Source organism: Clostridium sp. TJA020 (assembly GCF_058310295.1).
The window spans coordinates 512888-533651 of the sequence record NZ_JBZEFC010000001.1 but is presented as its reverse complement, the minus strand read 5'-3'; the positions used below and the strand labels follow the sequence as shown (position 1 = coordinate 533651).

Annotated in this window: 19 protein-coding genes; 18 read left to right on the top strand and 1 reads right to left on the bottom strand. The window is 26.0% G+C overall.

What is annotated here, in order from left to right:
* Window positions 1–5 precede the first annotated feature (5 nt).
* The 9 genes from AC4FQ1_RS02865 (at window position 6) to AC4FQ1_RS02825 (ending at window position 7694) form a co-directional block, all read left to right on the top strand.
* Window positions 6–3005: an FMN-binding protein gene (locus AC4FQ1_RS02865; protein WP_491168877.1), complete on the top strand. Its 3000-nt coding sequence runs from the start codon at window positions 6–8 to the stop codon at window positions 3003–3005.
* A 317-nt stretch (window positions 3006–3322) separates the two neighbouring features.
* A complete protein-coding gene (locus tag AC4FQ1_RS02860; RefSeq protein ID WP_491168876.1) occupies window positions 3323–3655 on the top strand; it encodes a redoxin family protein in 333 nt (110 codons plus the stop codon).
* 83 nt (window positions 3656–3738) lie between these two features.
* On the top strand, window positions 3739–3876 hold the full coding sequence (locus tag AC4FQ1_RS02855; protein ID WP_491168875.1) for a TlpA family protein disulfide reductase: 138 nt from the start codon (window positions 3739–3741) through the stop codon (window positions 3874–3876).
* Window positions 3863–4018, top strand: coding sequence for a CD1871A family CXXC motif-containing protein (locus AC4FQ1_RS02850; protein WP_334291066.1), 156 nt, complete (start codon window positions 3863–3865; stop codon window positions 4016–4018). The genes AC4FQ1_RS02855 and AC4FQ1_RS02850 overlap by 14 nt, the downstream gene beginning before the upstream one ends.
* Entirely contained in the window at window positions 3991–4911 is a 921-nt protein-coding gene (locus tag AC4FQ1_RS02845) for a 4Fe-4S binding protein (protein ID WP_330374972.1), read from the top strand. The genes AC4FQ1_RS02850 and AC4FQ1_RS02845 overlap by 28 nt, the downstream gene beginning before the upstream one ends.
* Before the next feature lie 91 nt (window positions 4912–5002).
* A complete protein-coding gene (locus AC4FQ1_RS02840; protein WP_278308152.1) occupies window positions 5003–5134 on the top strand; it encodes a hypothetical protein in 132 nt (43 codons plus the stop codon).
* A gap of 159 nt (window positions 5135–5293) precedes the next feature.
* Window positions 5294–5569, top strand: a complete 276-nt coding sequence (locus AC4FQ1_RS02835) for a CPBP family intramembrane glutamic endopeptidase (protein ID WP_491168874.1) — start codon at window positions 5294–5296, stop codon at window positions 5567–5569.
* Between the two features lie 272 nt (window positions 5570–5841).
* On the top strand, window positions 5842–7161 hold the full coding sequence (locus AC4FQ1_RS02830) for a phosphoadenosine phosphosulfate reductase (protein WP_057537809.1): 1320 nt from the start codon (window positions 5842–5844) through the stop codon (window positions 7159–7161).
* Window positions 7161–7694 carry an IbrB-like domain-containing protein gene (locus AC4FQ1_RS02825; RefSeq protein WP_057537810.1) on the top strand — a complete coding sequence of 178 codons (534 nt, stop codon included), beginning with the start codon at window positions 7161–7163 and terminating at the stop codon, window positions 7692–7694. The genes AC4FQ1_RS02830 and AC4FQ1_RS02825 overlap by 1 nt, the downstream gene beginning before the upstream one ends.
* Before the next feature lie 96 nt (window positions 7695–7790).
* On the opposite strand, the gene AC4FQ1_RS02820 is transcribed toward AC4FQ1_RS02825, so the two are convergent.
* Window positions 7791–9263, bottom strand: coding sequence for an AcpB/EbpR/MafR family transcriptional regulator (locus tag AC4FQ1_RS02820; protein ID WP_057537811.1), 1473 nt, complete (start codon window positions 9261–9263; stop codon window positions 7791–7793).
* A gap of 1175 nt (window positions 9264–10438) precedes the next feature.
* On the opposite strand from AC4FQ1_RS02820, the gene AC4FQ1_RS02815 reads away from it, so the two are divergent.
* The 9 genes from AC4FQ1_RS02815 (at window position 10439) to AC4FQ1_RS02775 (ending at window position 20747) form a co-directional block, all read left to right on the top strand.
* Window positions 10439–13327, top strand: a complete 2889-nt coding sequence (locus AC4FQ1_RS02815) for a CshA/CshB family fibrillar adhesin-related protein (protein ID WP_491168873.1) — start codon at window positions 10439–10441, stop codon at window positions 13325–13327.
* Window positions 13328–13367: 40 nt separating this feature from the next.
* Window positions 13368–13670 (top strand): hypothetical protein, encoded by a 303-nt coding sequence (locus AC4FQ1_RS02810; protein WP_491168872.1) that lies wholly within the window; start codon window positions 13368–13370, stop codon window positions 13668–13670.
* Window positions 13671–13850: 180 nt separating this feature from the next.
* On the top strand, window positions 13851–13976 hold the full coding sequence (locus tag AC4FQ1_RS02805; RefSeq protein ID WP_278308153.1) for a hypothetical protein: 126 nt from the start codon (window positions 13851–13853) through the stop codon (window positions 13974–13976).
* A gap of 258 nt (window positions 13977–14234) precedes the next feature.
* Window positions 14235–14984, top strand: a complete 750-nt coding sequence (gene srtB, locus AC4FQ1_RS02800; protein WP_057537813.1) for a class B sortase — start codon at window positions 14235–14237, stop codon at window positions 14982–14984.
* Window positions 14985–15435: 451 nt separating this feature from the next.
* Window positions 15436–15594, top strand: coding sequence for a hypothetical protein (locus AC4FQ1_RS02795; protein WP_155485237.1), 159 nt, complete (start codon window positions 15436–15438; stop codon window positions 15592–15594).
* A gap of 1310 nt (window positions 15595–16904) precedes the next feature.
* A complete protein-coding gene (locus AC4FQ1_RS02790) occupies window positions 16905–17891 on the top strand; it encodes a histone H1-like repetitive region-containing protein (RefSeq protein WP_491168972.1) in 987 nt (328 codons plus the stop codon).
* Window positions 17892–19251: 1360 nt separating this feature from the next.
* Window positions 19252–19689 carry an RNA polymerase sigma factor gene (locus AC4FQ1_RS02785; RefSeq protein ID WP_022618922.1) on the top strand — a complete coding sequence of 146 codons (438 nt, stop codon included), beginning with the start codon at window positions 19252–19254 and terminating at the stop codon, window positions 19687–19689.
* A complete protein-coding gene (locus AC4FQ1_RS02780; RefSeq protein ID WP_022618921.1) occupies window positions 19673–19912 on the top strand; it encodes a helix-turn-helix domain-containing protein in 240 nt (79 codons plus the stop codon). The genes AC4FQ1_RS02785 and AC4FQ1_RS02780 overlap by 17 nt, the downstream gene beginning before the upstream one ends.
* Before the next feature lie 592 nt (window positions 19913–20504).
* Window positions 20505–20747, top strand: coding sequence for a DUF6870 family protein (locus AC4FQ1_RS02775; protein WP_057537815.1), 243 nt, complete (start codon window positions 20505–20507; stop codon window positions 20745–20747).
* Window positions 20748–20764: the final 17 nt, after the last annotated feature.

The window sequence follows — 20764 nt, the reverse complement described above, 5'->3', positions numbered from 1 at the left end:
AATTTATGAAGAATAAATCAAAAATAATTGCCGGGGGAATTCTTATTACAGGAATGATTGGAGCAACAAGTTTTGCAATAATAGATCCTTATAACATACTTAGTAATAAAAATGTAGATCTCCAAAAGAATAGATTAAATACTATGGAAACTGATAATAAAGATAAAGAGGATGTTGACAATAAAAAAGATGAAAAAGATATAAGTTTAAGTGGAATAAAAGATGGAACATATTTAGGAGTTTCAAAAGGTTATGGTGGAGATATTAAGGTAAAGGTTACTATAGAGAATGGTAAAATTAAAAATATTGAAGTAGTTTCTCATTCAGAAACACCAAAATATTATGAGAATGGTAGTAAAGTTATTGCAAGTATTTTAAAAGAAAATTCTACTAATGTGGATGCTATTTCAGGAGCAACTTTAACTTCTGATGGAATAAAAAATGCTGTTAGAGATGCCTTATCTAAAGCGGGTTTTAATATAGAGGCAAATAATAAAGAAGTGAGTGTATCTAAAAATAGTAGTAAAACTAGTAACTTAAAATCTAATAATACTTCTCAAAACGTTAAAAGCGTAGATTTAAAAGAATATAAGCTTAAAGATGGAGAATACATAGGAGAAGCTATAGGGTTTAAGGGAAATATAAAAGTAAAGGTTATAATAAGCGATGGTAAATTATCAGATGTTAAAGTAATTAGTCATAATGATGATGCAGAGTTTTTCAATAAAGCTAAAGGAGTAATTATTAAAATAGTTAAAAATCAAGGAACTGCTGGAGTTGATACAGTTTCAGGAGCTACTTATTCAAGTAGAGGAATATTAAATGCTGTTAATTCAGCTTTAAATAAAGTAGCTAAAGAAAATAAGGGAATAATTAATACCATAAAAATTGCTGAAAATAATAGTGTATCTAAGGGAAATAATACTACACAAATTAATATAAAAGATATTTTAAAGCAAAGTAGTATAAGAATAGATGAAAATAAAAATAGTAATAAAAACTTAGGAGAACATAAATTTAAAGATGGAGAATATATTGGAGAAGCTAAAGGATTTAAAGGGAATGTAAAAGTAAAAGTTATAATAAAAAATGGTACATTAGTAAATGTTGAAATAATTAATCACAATGATGATGATGAATTTTTCAATAATGCTAAGAGGTTGATATTTAAAATATTAAAGAATCAAGGTACTAGTGGGGTTGATACAGTTTCAGGAGCTACTTATTCAAGTAAAGGAATATTAAATTCAGTTAATGAGGCATTAAATAAAGCAATTAAGAAAGACACTAGTATTTCTTCTAATACAAGTACTATTTCTAAAAATATTAATATATCAGAAAATAATGAGCCAAAAGAAACTTTAGATAATAAAAAGAATGAAATCACAAAGAATCAAAAGGAAAATCTAGAAAAATATGAAAATAATGACAGAGAAGACAATTTGAATGTTAAGGATATTAAATATTTAGATGGTGAGTACATAGGTGTAGGAACAGGATGGACAGGTAAGCCAATTAAGTCAGAGGTAGTATTTGAAAATAATAAAATAAAAAGTATAAATGTTGCAACAAAAGAATCAGGTGATTATGGAGATGATGACGAACCTTTTAGAGATAAAGCTGTAAAAGTTGTTGATCTTTTGAAAAATGATACTGAAAAAACAATTAATGATTTATTAATTAGTGAAAAAATAGGTGATGAAATTTATAAATCAAGTAATTATTATGAGAAAGGAAAAGAGTTAATAGGTGATTATGCAGAAAAATTAAAAAGTATAAATAAAGATACTTCTGATGCACGCAAAAAAATTTATGAAGTTGTAAGAGAGTATTTGAAAGAACAAAAAAATGCTATTGTTTTTGATGTTGTTTCAGGAGCTACATATAGTGCTAGAGGAATTGCTAAATCTGTAAAAGATGCTATGGATAAATCAGCTAATGATTATAAAACGGGAAATATTATTAGTAGTTTAAAAATAAAAGCTCCTAATTCTAAAAAGATAGAGATAAATAAAAAAGAAAAATTGAATTTATCAGATTTAAAAGTAACATTATCAATGCGAGATGGAAAAGAAAATGAAATATCATATGATAAATTTGAAGAAAATGGTATAGAAATCTATGAAAAAAATACAAGAAAAACTATTTATCATGGAATGGATTTAAATGATTATGAAACAAATCATAATATAGATGTTGTTATAGAACATAAGAAGTCCTTATATAAGGATACATTAACAATAGTTCCAATAATGATTAATAACAATTACATAATAGGAATGGAATATAGTATTGATAATGGGATTACGTGGAATAAAGTTACTGATTTGAAAAAATTTAATAATGATAATAACATTCATCATTCTCAAGAAGTGAAAATTTCTGATATAGATAAGAAAAAAACATTAATTAGATTAGTATCATTAAATGGGGACAAATATCAATTAGAGTTAAAAGATATAGTAGAAGGCCCTAATGGGTATTATTATTTTGAGCCAAAAAGAGATGATCAAATAAAAAATAAAAATATTTCAAGTGCATTTTTCATAAACTTTAAATCTATAGAAAGTTCTGAAAATAATATAAATGACAGTTTAGAAAAAGTAAGTTATGCTAGAATATATTTAAATGATTCTACAATATATGAAAAATATAGCGGAAGAATAAAAGTTGGTCAAAAAATTGATTGGACAGGTACCAAGTTCCAATTTAAAACTAGAGATCAAGGGGTAATAAAAGATTTATTTACAGAAGATGAAATTAAAAAAATAAAAAATGTTGAATATTTCAAGAAGACAGGATTTATTGATTATGAAGATCTTGAAAAATTAGGAATAACAATATCTCTGAAACAAGATGCTGAGGTAACAGAAGATATGATTCCTAAAGATAAAAGTTGGACTGAACCTATTATTACATTAACATATAAAGGAAAGGTATTAAAAGTTAAAGGTGGAAACATTACTGGAGATGTTGAAGATATTGGAATGTATTTAGTGAGATAATGAAAAAGTTTTGTATTAATTTTGATTACTAAAAAATAAATTGAAATCTAAATAATATAATATTAAAACACTTATTAAAATGTAGTACATATATATTGAATATAAAATATATGTGTACTATATTTTTAGTTTGGATTTTAATTTTATTAAGAATGAGATAATTTATTATAGAATTATAATAATTCTATAATAATTCAAATTTTTTTATAAACAAATAAGAATATGGTAAAAATGCTAAATTTAATTATGATATCATCAATAATAAAATAGAAGATTTATGATAGTAAAAAGCAATAATATTTTATTGGAGGGAATACATGAATATTAAAAAAATAAAAAAGAATATTGTATTAATATTATCAATTATTTTTACGGTTGGAATTGTAGGATGTACTAGTAATAGTAGTTCATCTAGTAATGTTTTTAAAAATATGAAAACTACAAATATTAATGGAAATAAAGTAGATGGTTCTATTTTTGCAGATAAAAAGCTTACATTAATTAATGTTTGGAATACAGGATGTACTCCTTGCATTGATGAAATACCAATATTAGATAAAATCAATAAAGAGTATGAGACAAAAGGAGTTTCAATAAAAGGGTTAATATTAGAATCTGGGCTTGGATTAAAAGATAAAGAAAAAAAGTAGTAGAAGAAATACTAGAAAAGTCTAAAGCAACTTATCAACAACTTATTTTATCAAGTGAAATGTTAGATAGTGATGTCTTCAAAATGTTAGATGTGGTTCCTACAACATTTTTTGTAGATAAAAATGGGAATATTGTGGAAAAAGTAGAGGGGGCTAATGATTATAAAGGGTGGAAGAACAAGATAAAAGAAGTTTTAAAAAAGGTTGATGGCAGTGAGTAATTTTATTATAAAAAATAAAATAGGTTTGTTTTTAATAAGTTTAGGTATAGTATTTTTTTTGATAGGTATTCATAGGGGAGAATATCTAGTAGTTGCTAAAAAATCTAAAATTATATGTTTGGAATGTATTGGTATTGGATAGGTGATTATATGAATTTAATAAATGTTATAAGATCTAAATTTAGGTTAACTATTCAAATTATATTTACAGCATTAACTAATGGTTATTTGTTGGGATATATGAGTGGAAAAATATATAAAGGTGATATAAAAAATATATGTGCACCTGGGCTGAATTGCTATTCATGTCCAGGTGCAATAGCATCTTGTCCAATTGGATCTATTCAAGCAATTATTGGGAATAGAGATTTTAAGTTTTCATTTTATCTAATTGGATTTTTAATGATTATTGGTTCAACTTTAGGGAGGTTTGTGTGTGGATGGCTATGTCCGTTTGGATTAGTACAAGATTTATTGTATAAGATTCCTTATGTGAAAAAGATAAAAAAAGTTCCTATTGATAAAGCTTTAAGAGGAATTAAATACATTATATTGATAATATTTGTAGTTATATTTCCAATTGTTTTAGTGAATTATTCGGGCTATGGAAAGCCATGGTTTTGTAAGTTGATTTGTCCTTCAGGGACATTAATGGCTGGTATTCCTCTTATCTTAATGAATAGTTCACTTAGCAATTCAATAGGTTTTTTATTTGTTTGGAAATTATTAATTTTAATAGTTATTGTTGTTTTATCAACAATGATATATAGACCATTTTGTAAATATATTTGTCCTTTAGGTGCTATATATGGTTTTTTAAATAAATATTCTATTTATAAGTATGAAATAAATAACAATAAGTGTACAAAATGTAATTTATGCTATAAAAACTGCGATATGAATATAGCTGTGAATAAAACACCTAATAGTATTGAATGTATAAGATGTGGAAAGTGCATAGAGGTGTGTCCTAAAAATGCAATATCAGTATCTGTTCACAAGTGTATAAATTTAAATAAAAAATTTAAGTATTAAGTTGATTTATCGGTTTTGATTGAGATAATTATAGATTTGTTTTTATAAATTAGTGACATACTTTTTATTATCATTATAAGGAGGATTTGATTTGGAAAAAATATCGAAAACAATAGGAGTATGTATAGGATTACCTGTTTTAAATCTAATTGTAATAGAAGCTATACAAGGAGTTGTTTCAATATTTGGACTAAATATAGGTAACGCTATAGTGTTAGCTTGAAATTTAGTAGTACTTATAATTATATCTTTATTTTTTTTACAATTTGATTATAGAATAGAAGATATAATTAGTTTTAAAATTTTTTCAATTAAAAAATTATTTAATATAGTTATTTTAGGATTAGGTATAACTATACTGATGTTATTTTTAAATATTATTTTGAGTAATTTTATTTTTGAGAATAATAGTAATTTAAATCAAATAGAAGATTTTACTTCACCTTTATTGCAAATGATTATAAATATAATTTTAATACCAGTATATGAAGAGATATTATATAGGGGAATTATTTTCGGATATATGAAGAATAATTTTAATATTGCAATATCAGTTATATTGCAAGCTTTAATTTGGGGTGTTATGCATTTGAATTTAGTTCAAGGTATTTATACATTTATTTTAGGAATAGTATTAGCATTAATATATATATGCTGAATCTATATTAGGAAGTATAATAGTAAACTTGATTTTTAATTGGTTAAGCATGATGATATTACCTAATTTAATATTAAGTGTCCCAGAAATAAGTATATTTTTATTGGGAATAGTGATTATATGCACTACTTTTTCTTTTGTAAAAATTGTAAAACAATGCAATGAAAATTATAGAGATATTTAGGTGCTTAAAACAGTGATTTAAATTTTAGAGAAAGAAGGTAATTAGAAGCTTAATAAAATATAAGAATTTGAAAAATAGGAGGGGTAATGTGCAACGTAAATATCAAGATATAAATGTTTATGAAGCACTTCAGCAAAGATTAAATTTAATTTTTCAAGAGTTTGAAAATATATTTATTTCTTTTAGTGGTGGAAAAGATAGTGCATTATTATTGCATTTAGTAATGGATTATAAAAAAAGAAATAATTTATCCAATAAGATTGGAGTATTTCATCAAGATTTTGAAGCTCAATATCAAGTGACAACTGAATTTGTAGAAAAAATTTTTGAAAAATATATTTCTGATATTGAACCTTATTGGGTATGTTTACCTATGGCTGTAAGAACTTCACTTAGTAATTATCAATTATATTGGTATCCTTGGGATGATAAGAATAAAGATATTTGGGTAAGAAATATTCCAGATAAACCTTATGTTATCCATGTGAATAATAATCCATTTTATTTATATAAATATCGTATGTTGCAAGAAGATTTGGCTAAGCAGTTTGGAAGATGGTACAAGCAAGTACATAATGATAAAAAAACAGTTTGTCTTTTAGGAATTAGAGCAGATGAATCACTTCAAAGATATAGTGGATTTTTAAATAAAAAAAATGGATATAAAGGAGAGTGTTGGATTTCCAAACAATTTAAAGATGTTTGGTCAGCTTCACCTTTATATGATTGGACTACATCTGATATTTGGACAGCTTATTATAAATTTGGATATGAATATAATAAATTATATGATTTATATTATAAAGCGGGTTTAAAACCAAGTCAGATGAGAGTTGCTTCTCCATTTAATGATTACGCAAAAGATGCATTAAATCTTTATAGAGTACTAGAACCTAAGACATGGACAAAACTTGTAGGTAGGGTGCAAGGTGTTAATTTTGCATCTATTTACGGTAAAACTAAGGCTGTTGGATATAGAAATATTACTCTGCCAGAGGGATATACATGGAAATCATATACAAAATTTCTTTTGGATACGCTTCCAGATAGAGTTAGAAATAGTTACGTGAAAAAATTTAATACTTCTATAAACTTCTGGCATAAAACGGGGGGAGGATTATCAGAAGAAACCATTAAAGAACTTTTAGATAATGGATATAAAATAAAGAGAAATGGAATTTCAAATTATACATTAGATAAAAAATCTAGAATAATTTTTATTCAGAAGATTCCAGATAATACAGATGATATAAAAAGTACAAAAGATATACCTTCTTGGAAGAGAATGTGTTATTGTATTTTAAAAAATGATCATTTATGCCGTTTCATGGGATTTAGTGTTAAGAGTGATGAACAAAGAAAAATTGATATAATAAGAAAAAAATATAAAGGATTGGAGGAAAAATAATGAGTTTTAAAAGTCCTGTCTATAATATAGCTGCAATACCAGTGGAAAAAATAATTCCTAATACATACAATCCTAATGCAGTAGCTCCACCCGAAATGAAATTGTTATACGATAGTATTAAAGAAGATGGATATACTCAGCCTATAGTATGTTATTACTCAAGAGGAAAAGATAGATATATAATAGTAGATGGATTTCATAGATATCGTATTATGATGGACTATAAAGATATTTATGAAAGAGAGAATGGTAAAATACCTGTTGTTATTATAGATAAACCATTAGATTGCAGGATGGCAAGTACAATACGACATAATAGAGCAAGGGGGTCACATGATGTAGATTTGATGAGCAATATTATACGTGAGCTTCATGAAATTGGTAGAAGTGATGCATGGATATCTAAGCATTTGGGTATGGATAAAGATGAAATTTTGAGATTAAAACAGATTACAGGTCTTACTTACTTGTTTAAAGATGTAAATTTCGGAAAAGCTTGGGTTCCGGATGAAGAAATTTATCCTGAAAAATAAAATATTAAAAATATATATAATAAAACTTAAAAAGAGATGTACTATTTAAAACTTCATAAAGTACATCTCTTGATACTATTAAATATGATAAGTGAACTACATTTCTAGTTTTTTTATTCTTTCTTTTTCTATAGAATTCAAAGCTTCGATTAAATTTTTAGAATCGTATTCAATACCTAGGTAAGTGTATCTAAAAACATTAATTGTTAAACCATCTAAAAATTTATCATGCATATTAGTTATTATTAAGTCATAGCTATTTAAATTTTCTTCATAAAAAATTTCAGCTTTTGCATTAAATCTTCGTTTTAGAAAATTATTAAACTCTCTAATTTTGATTTCTAAAACTAAATTATCTGTCTTTGATAAAACTCCAATCTTTAAAGTGTATTTATTAGTTTTATCTATAAATTGATATTTATTATCTTCATTTAAAATTGATAAGTTTAGTACTATTAAAAACTTAAAACAATCAAAGTCAAAATAATTTAAGTTAAAGTACGATTGTATGTTTTTAAATAAATTTGTTATGAAGTGATTTTTTAAAAAACTTAAATGAGTATTTAAATAAAAATCTCTAAAATTTTTATCGATAGAATAAAATACACCTTTAAAATAAAATTGTCGATTACAATAAGTTAGAATATTATTTTTAAATACTTTAGAAAATCTAAAATAATTATTAGAAAATAAAGATTTTATATTTGCTAAAATAAAATTAGACAAAATAAAAGGAGTGTTTTGATCTATATTATCTTCAAATGGTAAACCACCAAAACTTTTTAAAAAGCAAGTTGTTACAAAAGCTAAGTATTTTTTATTAATTAAAAATCTAGAGTAAAATAATTCGAGGTTTTTAAAAATAATGTTGTCTTTTAAATTGGTTAAATTTGATAAAGAAAATTCATCTGAAAAATTTTCTTCATTAAATTTATCTCTGTGCCTTAAAATTATTTTTGACCAAATATATATGTTTAATTTATATGAATAAGCAAATTTAAAAGATAAAACCTTTTCTAAGAATTTGACTAAATCCTTATCATTGCAAGTTGGTTTAATTTGTTTATTTACACCGCTATTTCTAAAAAAAGAATAATAAAAATAAGCAAACTGAATAGGAGAGCCTTTTAATTCAAAATTTTTTATTTTTAAATTGAAAGGAGCAAGTAGTTCATTACATTCTTTAATTTTCCTATTAATCGTTGATAGACTTACATTTAATTGAGTACTTAATTTAATACTATTTAAATCTTTATAATAATAAAACATAGATAATAATTTATATTTTAATGAGTTTTTTATATATATTGAAACAAAATTATCTAAGCTAATATCAATGTCATATTTTAAAAATATAATTTCTTTGTTAATATAGATATTAATTTTATCATCATAATAATTAGAAAACATTGTATTAATATTTTTTATATAATGTTTTAGTGTTGGAAAAGAAATATTTAATTCAGTACACATGTTGTGTTTAGAAAAATTTCCATTATTAATATAAAGTTTTTTTAAAATTTCAATTTCAGTTTTTTCTGATAGTTCTAATAAATCTTCTTTAAACATGATACTCTCCTTTATATAAAAAATATATATTTTTAAAGATTTTTACATAGTTATATAAGTTTTTAAATAAGCTATACAAAATGCAAAATAATAATTAGGCATAGTATTAATAACAATAAAAATACTTCTTTTTTATAATATAGATAAGCAAGATTTATTTTTTTAATAGAAATTTACATTATAATGTAATTTTTGTTTATTATAATATAAAAGATTCTATTTTTCAAACAACATTTTTTACTAATCGAAAAAATATGAATTTATTATGGGAAAATTAAGATATAATTAAGTGAAAATATCAAAAAGAGAAAATTTAGAGAAAGAATATAATTAATTTTTTTAATTATATTCTTTCTCTTTTTTTTATTTCTACAAAAAAAGATGAAAGTAATTATTGCAAAAAAATAATTATTATTAATATATAGGCACAGTATTTTAAAAAATAGAAATTAAAAATGTAATTATTGAAATTTAAATTAATAAATTAATTGATGTTAAATTAATTAATTTTATACAAAGGAGCAATGATTATATGAGTAAAGACAGATGGTTTAGACCTAAATAATGATGCAAACGTTTGATTTAACAAATCAAAATTTTAAAAAATTATATTTTTATACATGAAGAAAATATTTTGGAATTTGAGGTGATTAAAATATGAATAAAAAAATGTCTAAAATTAAAAGGTTATCAGTTACAGGAACAGCAATTGCCGTGGTATCAGTTGGTATATTGTCTACTTTAGTAAATGAAGAAGCTTTAACCTGATAATAATTTTATTTAAGATAAACAATATAAAATTATAGGATATAAAGATGGTAAATATAATGCAAAAAATCAAGCAAACGCTAAAAATAATGCAAAACAAGAAATAGTACAAAAGGAATCAAATACGGGAAAAGATATTGATAGCTTAACTTAAAACAGAAGCAAAAGAAAAAGTAGCGAAAGTAGAAGAAGCTGCTGAAAAAGCAATTGATGATGCAACAACTACTCCAGATATAAATGCTACATTGACAAATGGAAAACAATTAATATGATAGCACTTACAATGGAATAGTTAAGACAAGTAATGAAAATATACAAAATGCTAAGAATGAAGCAAATCAAGCTATGGATAAGTCGAAAGAAGAAGTGGAAAATACACAAAAAAGGTAAAGAAAGGGGAAAACACAATGAAGTATGAGTATAAATCAAAAGGCAATCGACCTTTAATAGAAGAAAATCGTAAAGTAAAGTACGGTTTAAGAAAATTAAGTATCGGTGTTGTATCTTGTGTCTTAGGTTGTGTGGTTTTCTTTGGAACAGGAGTTACTGTTCAAGCAGCAGAAAATACTTCAGCAACAACAGAAACAGATAGTGTGGCTTCCGATACTGCTGTTAGTAATGAAAAACCTACCAATAATGAAGATTCAATAACTGATGAGAATCTAAATAATAGCGAAAATTATCTTCAACCTAATAGTGAAGTTGTAGAAGAGAATGAATCTCCTGAGGTGAGTACGGCAAATGCTCATTCGGAAACAGTTGCATCAGAAAACAATTCAGAAGTAAGTGAAGAACCTGCAACAGAGGTTGTAGAAGAACGTAGTGCTGAAACGGATAATCAGCCTACAGAAGAAGTGGAAACTGCGAATACAGAAGAAGCAGTCTCAGCAACGAATATTTTAAAAGAACGCAGTGCTGAAACTGAGGTGACTCAAGAGGGTTCTCAAAACTTAGGTCGTCCATATAGTCGTGATGAAGCATATAGCATACCGCGTGGTTCAGTGACATTAGAACAGTTTCATGCAAATAATCCTCATGGTCCAAATGGAAAGAGTTTAAAGGCTCAAGATTTTAGAAACGTGGTTTACTTTGATTTTGATGAAAAGAATCTTACTAAGGGTAACTACAAAAATGGTCAATTTGAAGCTGGACAAGTCTTTGAAATGACAGTTTCAAAAAACTATAAGATTCGCGCCACCGTACTTGAAACAAAGCCATTTAGAGCTACTGATGAATACCTTGAGATGGCTAAATTAATCGATAAGATCAATGGTACCAGCTATGCTAACGAGGTATATGATCCAAATGCAAAAAATATGTCACACAACGGTGCAGATAATTTCATGCGTGTAAGACAGCAGGATTATTCTATATTGAAGCAAAGGTTCAATGCTATTAATACTGGAAATAAAAAATATTATATTGGATCAAATAAGGATGGTAGTGATATCGGTGTAAAATTCAAATTAGAAGCACTTCTTCAAGATGGAACAACTAAGCCAGTTGATATCATAGCTTATGATGGAGAAGAATTAACCAATCGCGAGTTTATTTATTTGACATCAGATAAAAATGCAACGCCTTGGGAATTGTACGGCACATATGCTCAAGAACACTATAAACCTTGGTTAATTCATACACCGGTGACTTTGACGGGTGCTTTACGTGAAGATAAATGGCTTGAATCGTTTGCTGGAGATGCTGTAGTTCCTAGAGGTGTCTATAAAAAAGGAACTGCCCCAAATCCGCAAGCTTATGTTAACCCAAATGATAATGCTGGTATTGGCACCCATACAGTAGGTGGCTTTTATAACTTTATATACGACTGGAACGGTTCGCAAAATGGAATGAGTACCTATTCCTCACTTACTTCGTACCCTGTTTTCCGCGCCTTTAATGTTTCTGAATTAGGTGTTTATATCAATTCATCTGGTATGCAAGCGGTTGCGATTGGTTTCCTTGTAGAAGATTATTCTGATGCTCCTGAATCCTATGGCGTAGCTACTCACTCACTTGCTGATAAAGACTATTTAGGTAATGCCATTACTAAACCATATCTTGGTACTGTTCAACCAGATATCGATAGCGATGATAATGGTGAGTTTAATCTCGATCGATCTCGATTCGACTTTTTCGTAGACGATCATCACTCAGGTTTAGAAAATGCAAGATTAGCAGATGAGGGTGAAGAACAATTAGTTGGTAAAAATAAATCATACACAACACACTATGCAAATAAAAATACCTATGAGTTAACTATCATTGCAAGCAATGACACGGATGGTTCTGATAAGTCAGCATATGTTTATGGCTGGGTTGACTTTAACAATGACGGTATCTTCTCAGATAATGAACGTTCTGAATTAGTTGAAGTAACTGGTCAAAATCAAGAAGTCACACTGAAATGGTCTGGTGACAATTTAGTTATCACGGAAGTTGATGCTGAAAAACTTGGTGCACGTGTTAGAATTTCATCTAATAAGAGTGACATTGAACACAGTACGAGTAGAGCTGTAAATGGCGAGGTTGAGGATTTCATGATTCCGCTCATCTATGAGGGCAGTGTCATTGTTCACTATGTAAACACAAATGGTGAAAGAATAAAAGAGGACGACACGGATACCGAGCCAACTGAATTCCATAAAAATGATAATGTTCAATACGACACATCAGAATTCCGTAAAAATAATCAGGAAATCAAAAAAGAGATCACGGAAGATGGTCAAACATTCGAGGGAACATATCGTTATGTGAAAATCGATGAAGAAGGTGATTCTGAAAAAGGGATTCTAACACATGGTACACGTGAAGTAACCTATATCTACGAATTAGTCAAAGGTGACGTTATCGTACACTATCAAGATGAAGCTGGAAATACGATTAAAGAAACCGTAGTAGATACACCAGAAACTTCAACAGGTACAGCATACGATACAACTGATAACAAACCAACTCGTATTGTAACAGAAGACGGACGTACCTATGAGATTGTTCCAGAGAAAACAGCTGGAGAAGAAACAGGAAAAGTGACAGAAGGCACAACAAAAGTAACATACGTTTACCGTGAATTAAAAGGTGATAAACCAGTTGTACCAAATAATTCAACACCAAAATCAAATGTACCAGTTAGCTCAAATGACCTAGCATCAAAATCAAGTAAACCTGTGGAATCAAATAATACAAAAGAATCTGTCAATCCAAAAACAGGAGATACAACAAATGTCACTGGACTTTTAGGTGAGATGGTATTAAGCCTTGGTGCATTGTTAGTTTTGTTTAAGAAGAAACATAATTAAATAAAACCATTGATTAAGAAAGAAGAGAGGTATTGAAAGTGTGTTAGGAATAAATAGATTATTTATATTAAAGTTTTGTGTTAAAGCCGAAGGAATGTCATTAACTGAAATCAAAGAAATTTTACAAATTACTATTAATGAACAGAAATACAGTGATGATTCAAGAGTACAGGCAACTTTTAAAAAGTATTTTGGTAATAAGATACATACACCTGAAGAATATATCTATACTATGATGAAGCATTCCAAAATAAAATTCTATATGAAAATTGGTAGAATGTACCCCATAGAAAAAGATATAATAACTAAACATTGCTATCATACCTTGAATTTTAAAAATTAAATACTTGATGGTTTTTGCCTGTACAAACAATATGTTTTGTGCGGGCTTTTTTAATGCTCAGAAAAAATCTAAAAAAATTTTTGAAAACTTCGGCAATTTGACACCGCTCCGAGAAGTTAGGGAGTGAAAAAGGGGATGAACAATAGTTCAATTCATCCTAGATAGAAGGGAGGTGAGCTAATGAGTAATTCTTCATTTAAAAAGGTAATTGAAGCACAGTTTGATTGTTTATCTAAGAAAGTTATTTATTGTCCTATTTCATGGATATGTCTTACAAATCAAAACTTAAAAAGAAAAATAACTTGATATATTATTTTAATAATAAATTTATAAATAATTAAGATATTAATGAAGAACTTATTTAGAAAAGTTTTTTACATTATAGATAATCAGTGGAAAATATATATTACAATTATGAATTATTTAAAATATTAGGTTATAAATGACTCGTATAATCAAAGATATCCTATTTAAATTCATAGAATTAAAGCTAACAGTACTTTTAATGAGTTAACAAAATGATTAGTAGAATATATGTATAAGTTTATTTAAAAGAGGAGAATTATGAAATTTGTAAGAAGAATAGTTGAATTAATATTGTGTTTAATAGTTTTATTTTGTATTTTTCAAATAGGCTATAAACAATTTAGTTATTATGAAAATGATAAAGAAAATAAAGAAATACAAAAAATAGTTAAAGATAACGAGAATATAGAAAATATAGATAACAAATTAAAGGAGATTAATAATGAATACAAATTATGGATAAACATACCTAATACAAAAATAAATTATCCAGTAGTACAAACAAATAATAATGAATATTATTTAAATCATAGTTTTAAAAAAGAGAATAATTCAGGAGGAGCATTATTTATTTATGATAAGTATAATTTAAAAAATTCAAAAAATTTAATTATTTTTGGACATAATATGAGAAATGATAGTATGTTTGGAACATTATCTTTATTTAAAAATAAAGAATTTTTTAAAGAAAATTCTTTTATAAATATAATTATTGGAGATTATGTATATATATATAAAGTTTTTGGAGTAAGTACTATGAAAGCTGATGATTTTGATATAAATGATAATTTTAAAAATAAAAAGGATTTAGATGATTATTTAAGTAATCTAAAGAAACACTCAGATAATTGGGAAAATAAAGATATAACTATGGATACTAATTTATTAACATTATATACTTGTACGTATGAATTTGATGATGCAAGACTTATTTTAACTTCTGAGTTAGTAAAAAAGGTTAAATTAACAGAGTCATATATAAAAAATATTAATGAAAATATGAATTAATATATAATAAGTCTTATAAAAACATAATATGATTAAGAATTAGAATAGAAGATAAAAAGATGTACAAATTAGTGATTAGAATATTGTACATCTTTTTTATTATTAAATTAAATTTTATATTAAGTTATTTGTATTTTTAGAAATCATTATATTAATATATTTAGTAAAAATATATTGTATTAAAAAAATTTAATCAATTTTACATATTTAATTGAAGATGTAAATATAAGAAATTTAAGGACGAATTTATATCATATATAAATGAAATAAGTTGATTATAGATATAAATATGAGTTAGAAAATATGCATAAGATGAAAAAAATATGGGATATGTGATTACAATATTATAATCTATATTGGAATTTTAATGTATATATTTTTCGTGAGTACAAAATAGAGTATTGATAAATAGTAGTCACACATAAAAAATTAAAGAATAAACGTATATTATGTGGAGGAGTTATTAAGAAGAGAATCTCAAATAGAAGTTTCTTTAAAAAGAGAAAGAAATTCTTATCATATTTCTTGGGATACTGAATGGAAAGGCAGAAATTACCCTGAAAGAACTATTGAGGAAAAAATAAAATTTGAACTTGATTGGGAACTATAAGAAAAATTTCTTAAAAACTTATAAATATTAATAGCATTGAAATTGCACAATAGAATTGCATAAATTTAACATATAGAATTATGCTAATGATTAAATTTAATATTAAACACATTAAATTCAATTCCATTTTTTTTTATTTTTCAAATGAATTTAGAGCGAAATATAGCTTCAAAAGAATGTATAATAAAAACCATGAAAAGTAAATTTATTCTATATATTAAGATAATTTTTAAAATGGAAGGGATAGTGTACTAGTATGTTAAAGAAAAAAAGGTTAGTCAAAAATAATTTAACTAAAACCATAACAACTACTGTAATAGCAACGGGGATATATGTTCCTTTTAGTTTAACAACTGTTTATGCAGACGAGATAAAAACAGTTGATAAACAAATTATTGAATTGAAATCAGAAGAAACAGGAAATACGAAAGAAAATGAAATAAACAAATCAGATAAACAGAATCTAGAACTAGGATTAATAGGAATTGGATGGGAAGATAAAGATGGAAATATAATAGAGGGATATGGTTCTGAAAAGAAGAAACAAGATACTAATCCTGAAAGTGAAAAAGAGAACGTTGAAACAATTAAGAAGGGAACTATAACAGATTCGAATAAATTAGATAATGACAATGAATCTAAACTTCAAAAACAGAATCCAAAACTAGGATTAATAGGAATTGGATGGGAAGATAAAGATGGAAATATAATAGAGGGATATGGTTCTGAAAAGAAGAAACAAGATACTAATCCTGAAAGTGAAAAAGAAAATGTTGAAACAATTAAGAAAGAAGCTATAATAGCTTTGGACAAATTGGATAAAGATGAACTACAATTTCAAAAACAATATCCAGATAATCAGATTGGACGAGGTGATTTTGCAGTAAACCTTGGAGCATATGAGGAAATGATTAACAAATCAAAAGATATAGAACAGATAAAATTATATTTAGATGGAGTTAAATCTTTAGCTTTAGAAAGAAAACTTGAAATTATAAAAGGAGATATGAGTAAGAATATAGAAAAAAGCAAAGAATATAATTTTACAAAACCAAAATTAAAAGAAGAATTTAAAGCGATAAGTAATCTTGCAAATCAAAACTTAAAAAGAATTGAAGAGTATTATAAAGAGATTAGAGCATTAAATGGTAAACTTAATAGCATAGAATCTTCAACATTAACTAAAGAAAAAATAGAAGAGTATAGAAATATTGCTGATGAAATAAAAAGAAAGGGAGAAAAATATATCGGCGAAGTAGAACATTTTTCTGATATTTTTAGAAATAAGCAAAAAGAGTTAGTGATATTAGATAAGGTTCAAGAGGAACCTGGTAACCCAGGAACTAGTAAACCAGAAGCTAGTAACCCAGAAACTAGTAAACCAGAAGCTAATAACCCAGAAACTAGTAACCCAGAAACTAGTAAACCAGAAGCTAATAAACCAGAAACTAGTAAACCAGAAGCTAATAAACCAGAAACTAGTAACCCAGGAACTAGTAAACCAGAAGCTAGTAACCCAGAAACTAGTAAACCAGAAGCTAATAAACCAGAAACTAGTAAACCAGAAGCTAATAAACCAGAAACTAGTAAACCAGAAGCTAATAACCCAGAAACTAGTAACCCAGAAACTAGTAAACCAGAAGCTAGTAACCCAGAAGCTAGTAAACCAGAATCTAATAACCCAGAAGCTAGTAACCCAGAAACTAGTAAACCAGAAGCTAATAAACCAGAAACTAGTAACCCAGAAACTAGTAACCCAGAAACTAGTAAACCAGAAGCTAGTAACCCAGAAACTAGTAAACCAGAAGCTAGTAACCCAGAAGCTAATAAACCAGAAGCTAGTAACCCAGAAACTAGTAACCCAGAAGCTAGTAACCCAGAAGCTAGTAACCCAGAAACTAGTAAACCAGAAGCTAATAAACCAGAAACTAGTAACCCAGAAACTAGTAACCCAGAAACTAGTAACCCAGAAGCTAGTAACCCAGAAGCTAGTAACCCAGAAGCTAATAAACCAGAAGCTAGTAACCCAGAAGCTAGTAACCCAGAAACTGGTAACCCAGAAACTAGTAACCCAGAAACTAGTAACCCAGAAACTAGTAACCCAGAAGCTAATAAACCAGAAACTAGTAACCCAGAAACTAGTAACCCAGAAACTAGTAACCCAGAAGCTAATAAACCAGAAGCTAGTAACCCAGAAACTAGTAACCCAGAAGCTAGTAACCCAGAAGCTAGTAACCCAGAAACTAGTAATCCAGAAACTAATAAGTTTGTTAAAGAATATAAAAAGAAAGAAATAAAAGATAATTTAAATCCTAAAACGGGAGATTCAAGCATATTAGGATTTTCAGCTCTAGGATTTTCTGGATTATTAGGACTTGTTTTAAGCAAAATAAAATATAGAAATAAATAAGTTGCTAAATGTAATTAAATAAATTCTATCTAATGTTTGAAAGTATTTCTTAATTATTTTTATTAAGTAGTGTTTTTATTTATGAAATTTGTATTCTATAAAGTGAAATAACAAAATGAGTATTGAAATCAATACTCATTTTTTATGTTCAAATAATTTAAAATAAGTAAGTATGAAAAGTTTATAAAGAATATATATGGTAAGAATGAATAATTGAATGAAATAGATTTAAAAATAGTTAGTTTTATAATAAAAATAAGTTAGAGGTGTGAAAAAAACATATTCTTAATTTTTTGTTTTTAAAGAAAAAAATGGTAAATATTTAAGTTGCATATATGATATAAATAATGTATCAAATAAACAATTCATCCATGTTTATTTGATACTTAACTATACCTCTTTTTTGTTGATTTGTCTTAAAAATATTAATGGACACTTATTTATTTTAAGACAAAATAACAGAAATGCGAGTAGTAACTTTTACTACTCGTATTTTTGTTATCTAATATATATTTATATAATGTAGTTAAATGGAAATATTATAGTAAAATACAAAAAAATTAATAATATATAATTGAGTATTAGAAATAAGTTTAAATATAATGATTTCAAAAATATCTATATTTCACAAAAATATAGAAACTTACTACTTAGATAAATATGGCATACATAATATATATTAATTACTATTGATTTACTAAGTAGATTCCCACACAAAATTAAAATCAAAAATAAAAGGATGAGTTTCGATGCTCATCTTTTTATTTTTATATGAAAAATATATACATTTAAAGTAGATTATATAAAAATCTAATATTAAAATTATAAATTGATTATATAATTCTTCTAAGTTCACACAAATCAAATATTTTTATAATATGTAAAAATATAGAACAAATTTTAAGGGGTGATATGGTAAACTTAATTTAAGTTACAGAATGTAACTAGATATATTCCACACATTTTTTATTGTTATTTAGTTATTTTTACTAAATAAATACTTATATTCATAGTACCCACACATGTTTAGAACAAAAAAATGAGTATTAAATTTAATACTCATTTTTTTGTTGGCCAAATAACTTCTGTAAAAAAGTTTTTTATTACTTAATTATTTTTTATGATTAATTACGAGCTTTTTTATAAGTTTTACGGAATTAATACTATTCTATTCGTGGTAATAGTAGAAGGGGGAAGAAAAAGGATATTTATCACCACTTTAGCTTAATGCGAGAGGAGGCGAGAAAATGAAAAATAGTTCAATAAATAAAGAATCCACGATACATAAGTTTGATAGCTTTTGTAAAAAAATATTGAAAAATGAATCTATTGATATTGAGAGAAAGAATAGATATCTTAGGCAGGTACAAATTTTATTTTGCGAATTATCAGAAGAACAAAAGAATAGCCTTTTTTCAAATGACCTATATTTGAGTGATTATTATAGCTTTAATGTAAATGGATTTAAAATTCATATAGTAAATGAAGCTTTAGGAGAAGCTATTAAATTGTTACCAGAATTAAGACAAAAAATAATTTTGCTTTCATATTTTATTGGGTACAACGATAAGGAAATTTCAGGCATTTTAAATGTTAGTCAAGATACTGTATGGTATCAAAGAAATGTTGCAATCAAAACATTAAGAAAAATATTGGGGGTAAAGAAAAATGAGTTTGGTACATAAAAATAATAAATTATTACCATACGACATTATTTATGCAGCTGCAAAGGGTGACATAATTGCTATAGGAATAGTTTTAAAAAATTATGAAGCCTACATTGTTAAACTTTGCACAAAAACTCTATATGATAAGCGAGGAAATGCTTATAAATGTTTAGATTTAGAAAAAAAGAATTTACTTGAATTAAAGCTTATTTATAAAATTTTAAAATTTAAATTCGTATAAGATAAATTTAGCTATAGGAGTATTTTAATCCCCTTTTGTACTCCTCTAGCTGAGAAAAATATCAGCTTATTAAAGTATATTAAATTCTAATATATTTTAATAGGCCGATATTCAATGAATAGGTCTAGAGAGATCTTTGAAAATTGAATAAAACAATTATATACATTTAATATATAATGAGCCGACAGACTAATTCGCCAAGACCTTTTATTAAAAAGAGAGCGATTAAAGTTAGTGATCTGTAAGTCATTTTGGCAAAGTGGCTGCCATGATTTATATATTAGTATAATGATACTCCCGTTTGAAACAACGGTATACCCATAAGAATGGGATAAGGTGAAATTCCTGTGGAGCTTGCCAGAGCCGTATAATTGTTTAATTAAATATATAGTATTATATTAGTTATCTATAGCAACAAGTTAAAAAAATTATTAAATCTTTTACAAGACCTAATAAATTATATTTCTGTATATCACTAACGCTATTAGTGTATTAGATGATGGATACAAATGAGAAACGTGTAGAGTTAACTAATTGTTGGATTTAAAAAAGTTATCTTACTACTTGAAATAATATTATTGGGGGAGAATTTATGAGTGTAAATATAGTTAAAAAAGATAATGAAAAACTAAATAAAAAGTATATAGATATTGATAAAGTTATCAATAAACAAAAAGATTTAGATGATGAAAATTTAGAAAAATGTTTAAAAGAAATGAAAAGTCCATATTGCTTTATATTCGGAGATGTTGTTGTAAGGTTAAAATTTTCAGATAGTGAAAATACACTAGATTTATGTTTGATAAGCTATTTTAAAAACCTCAAAAACTGCTGAAAACTGTTATGAAATAT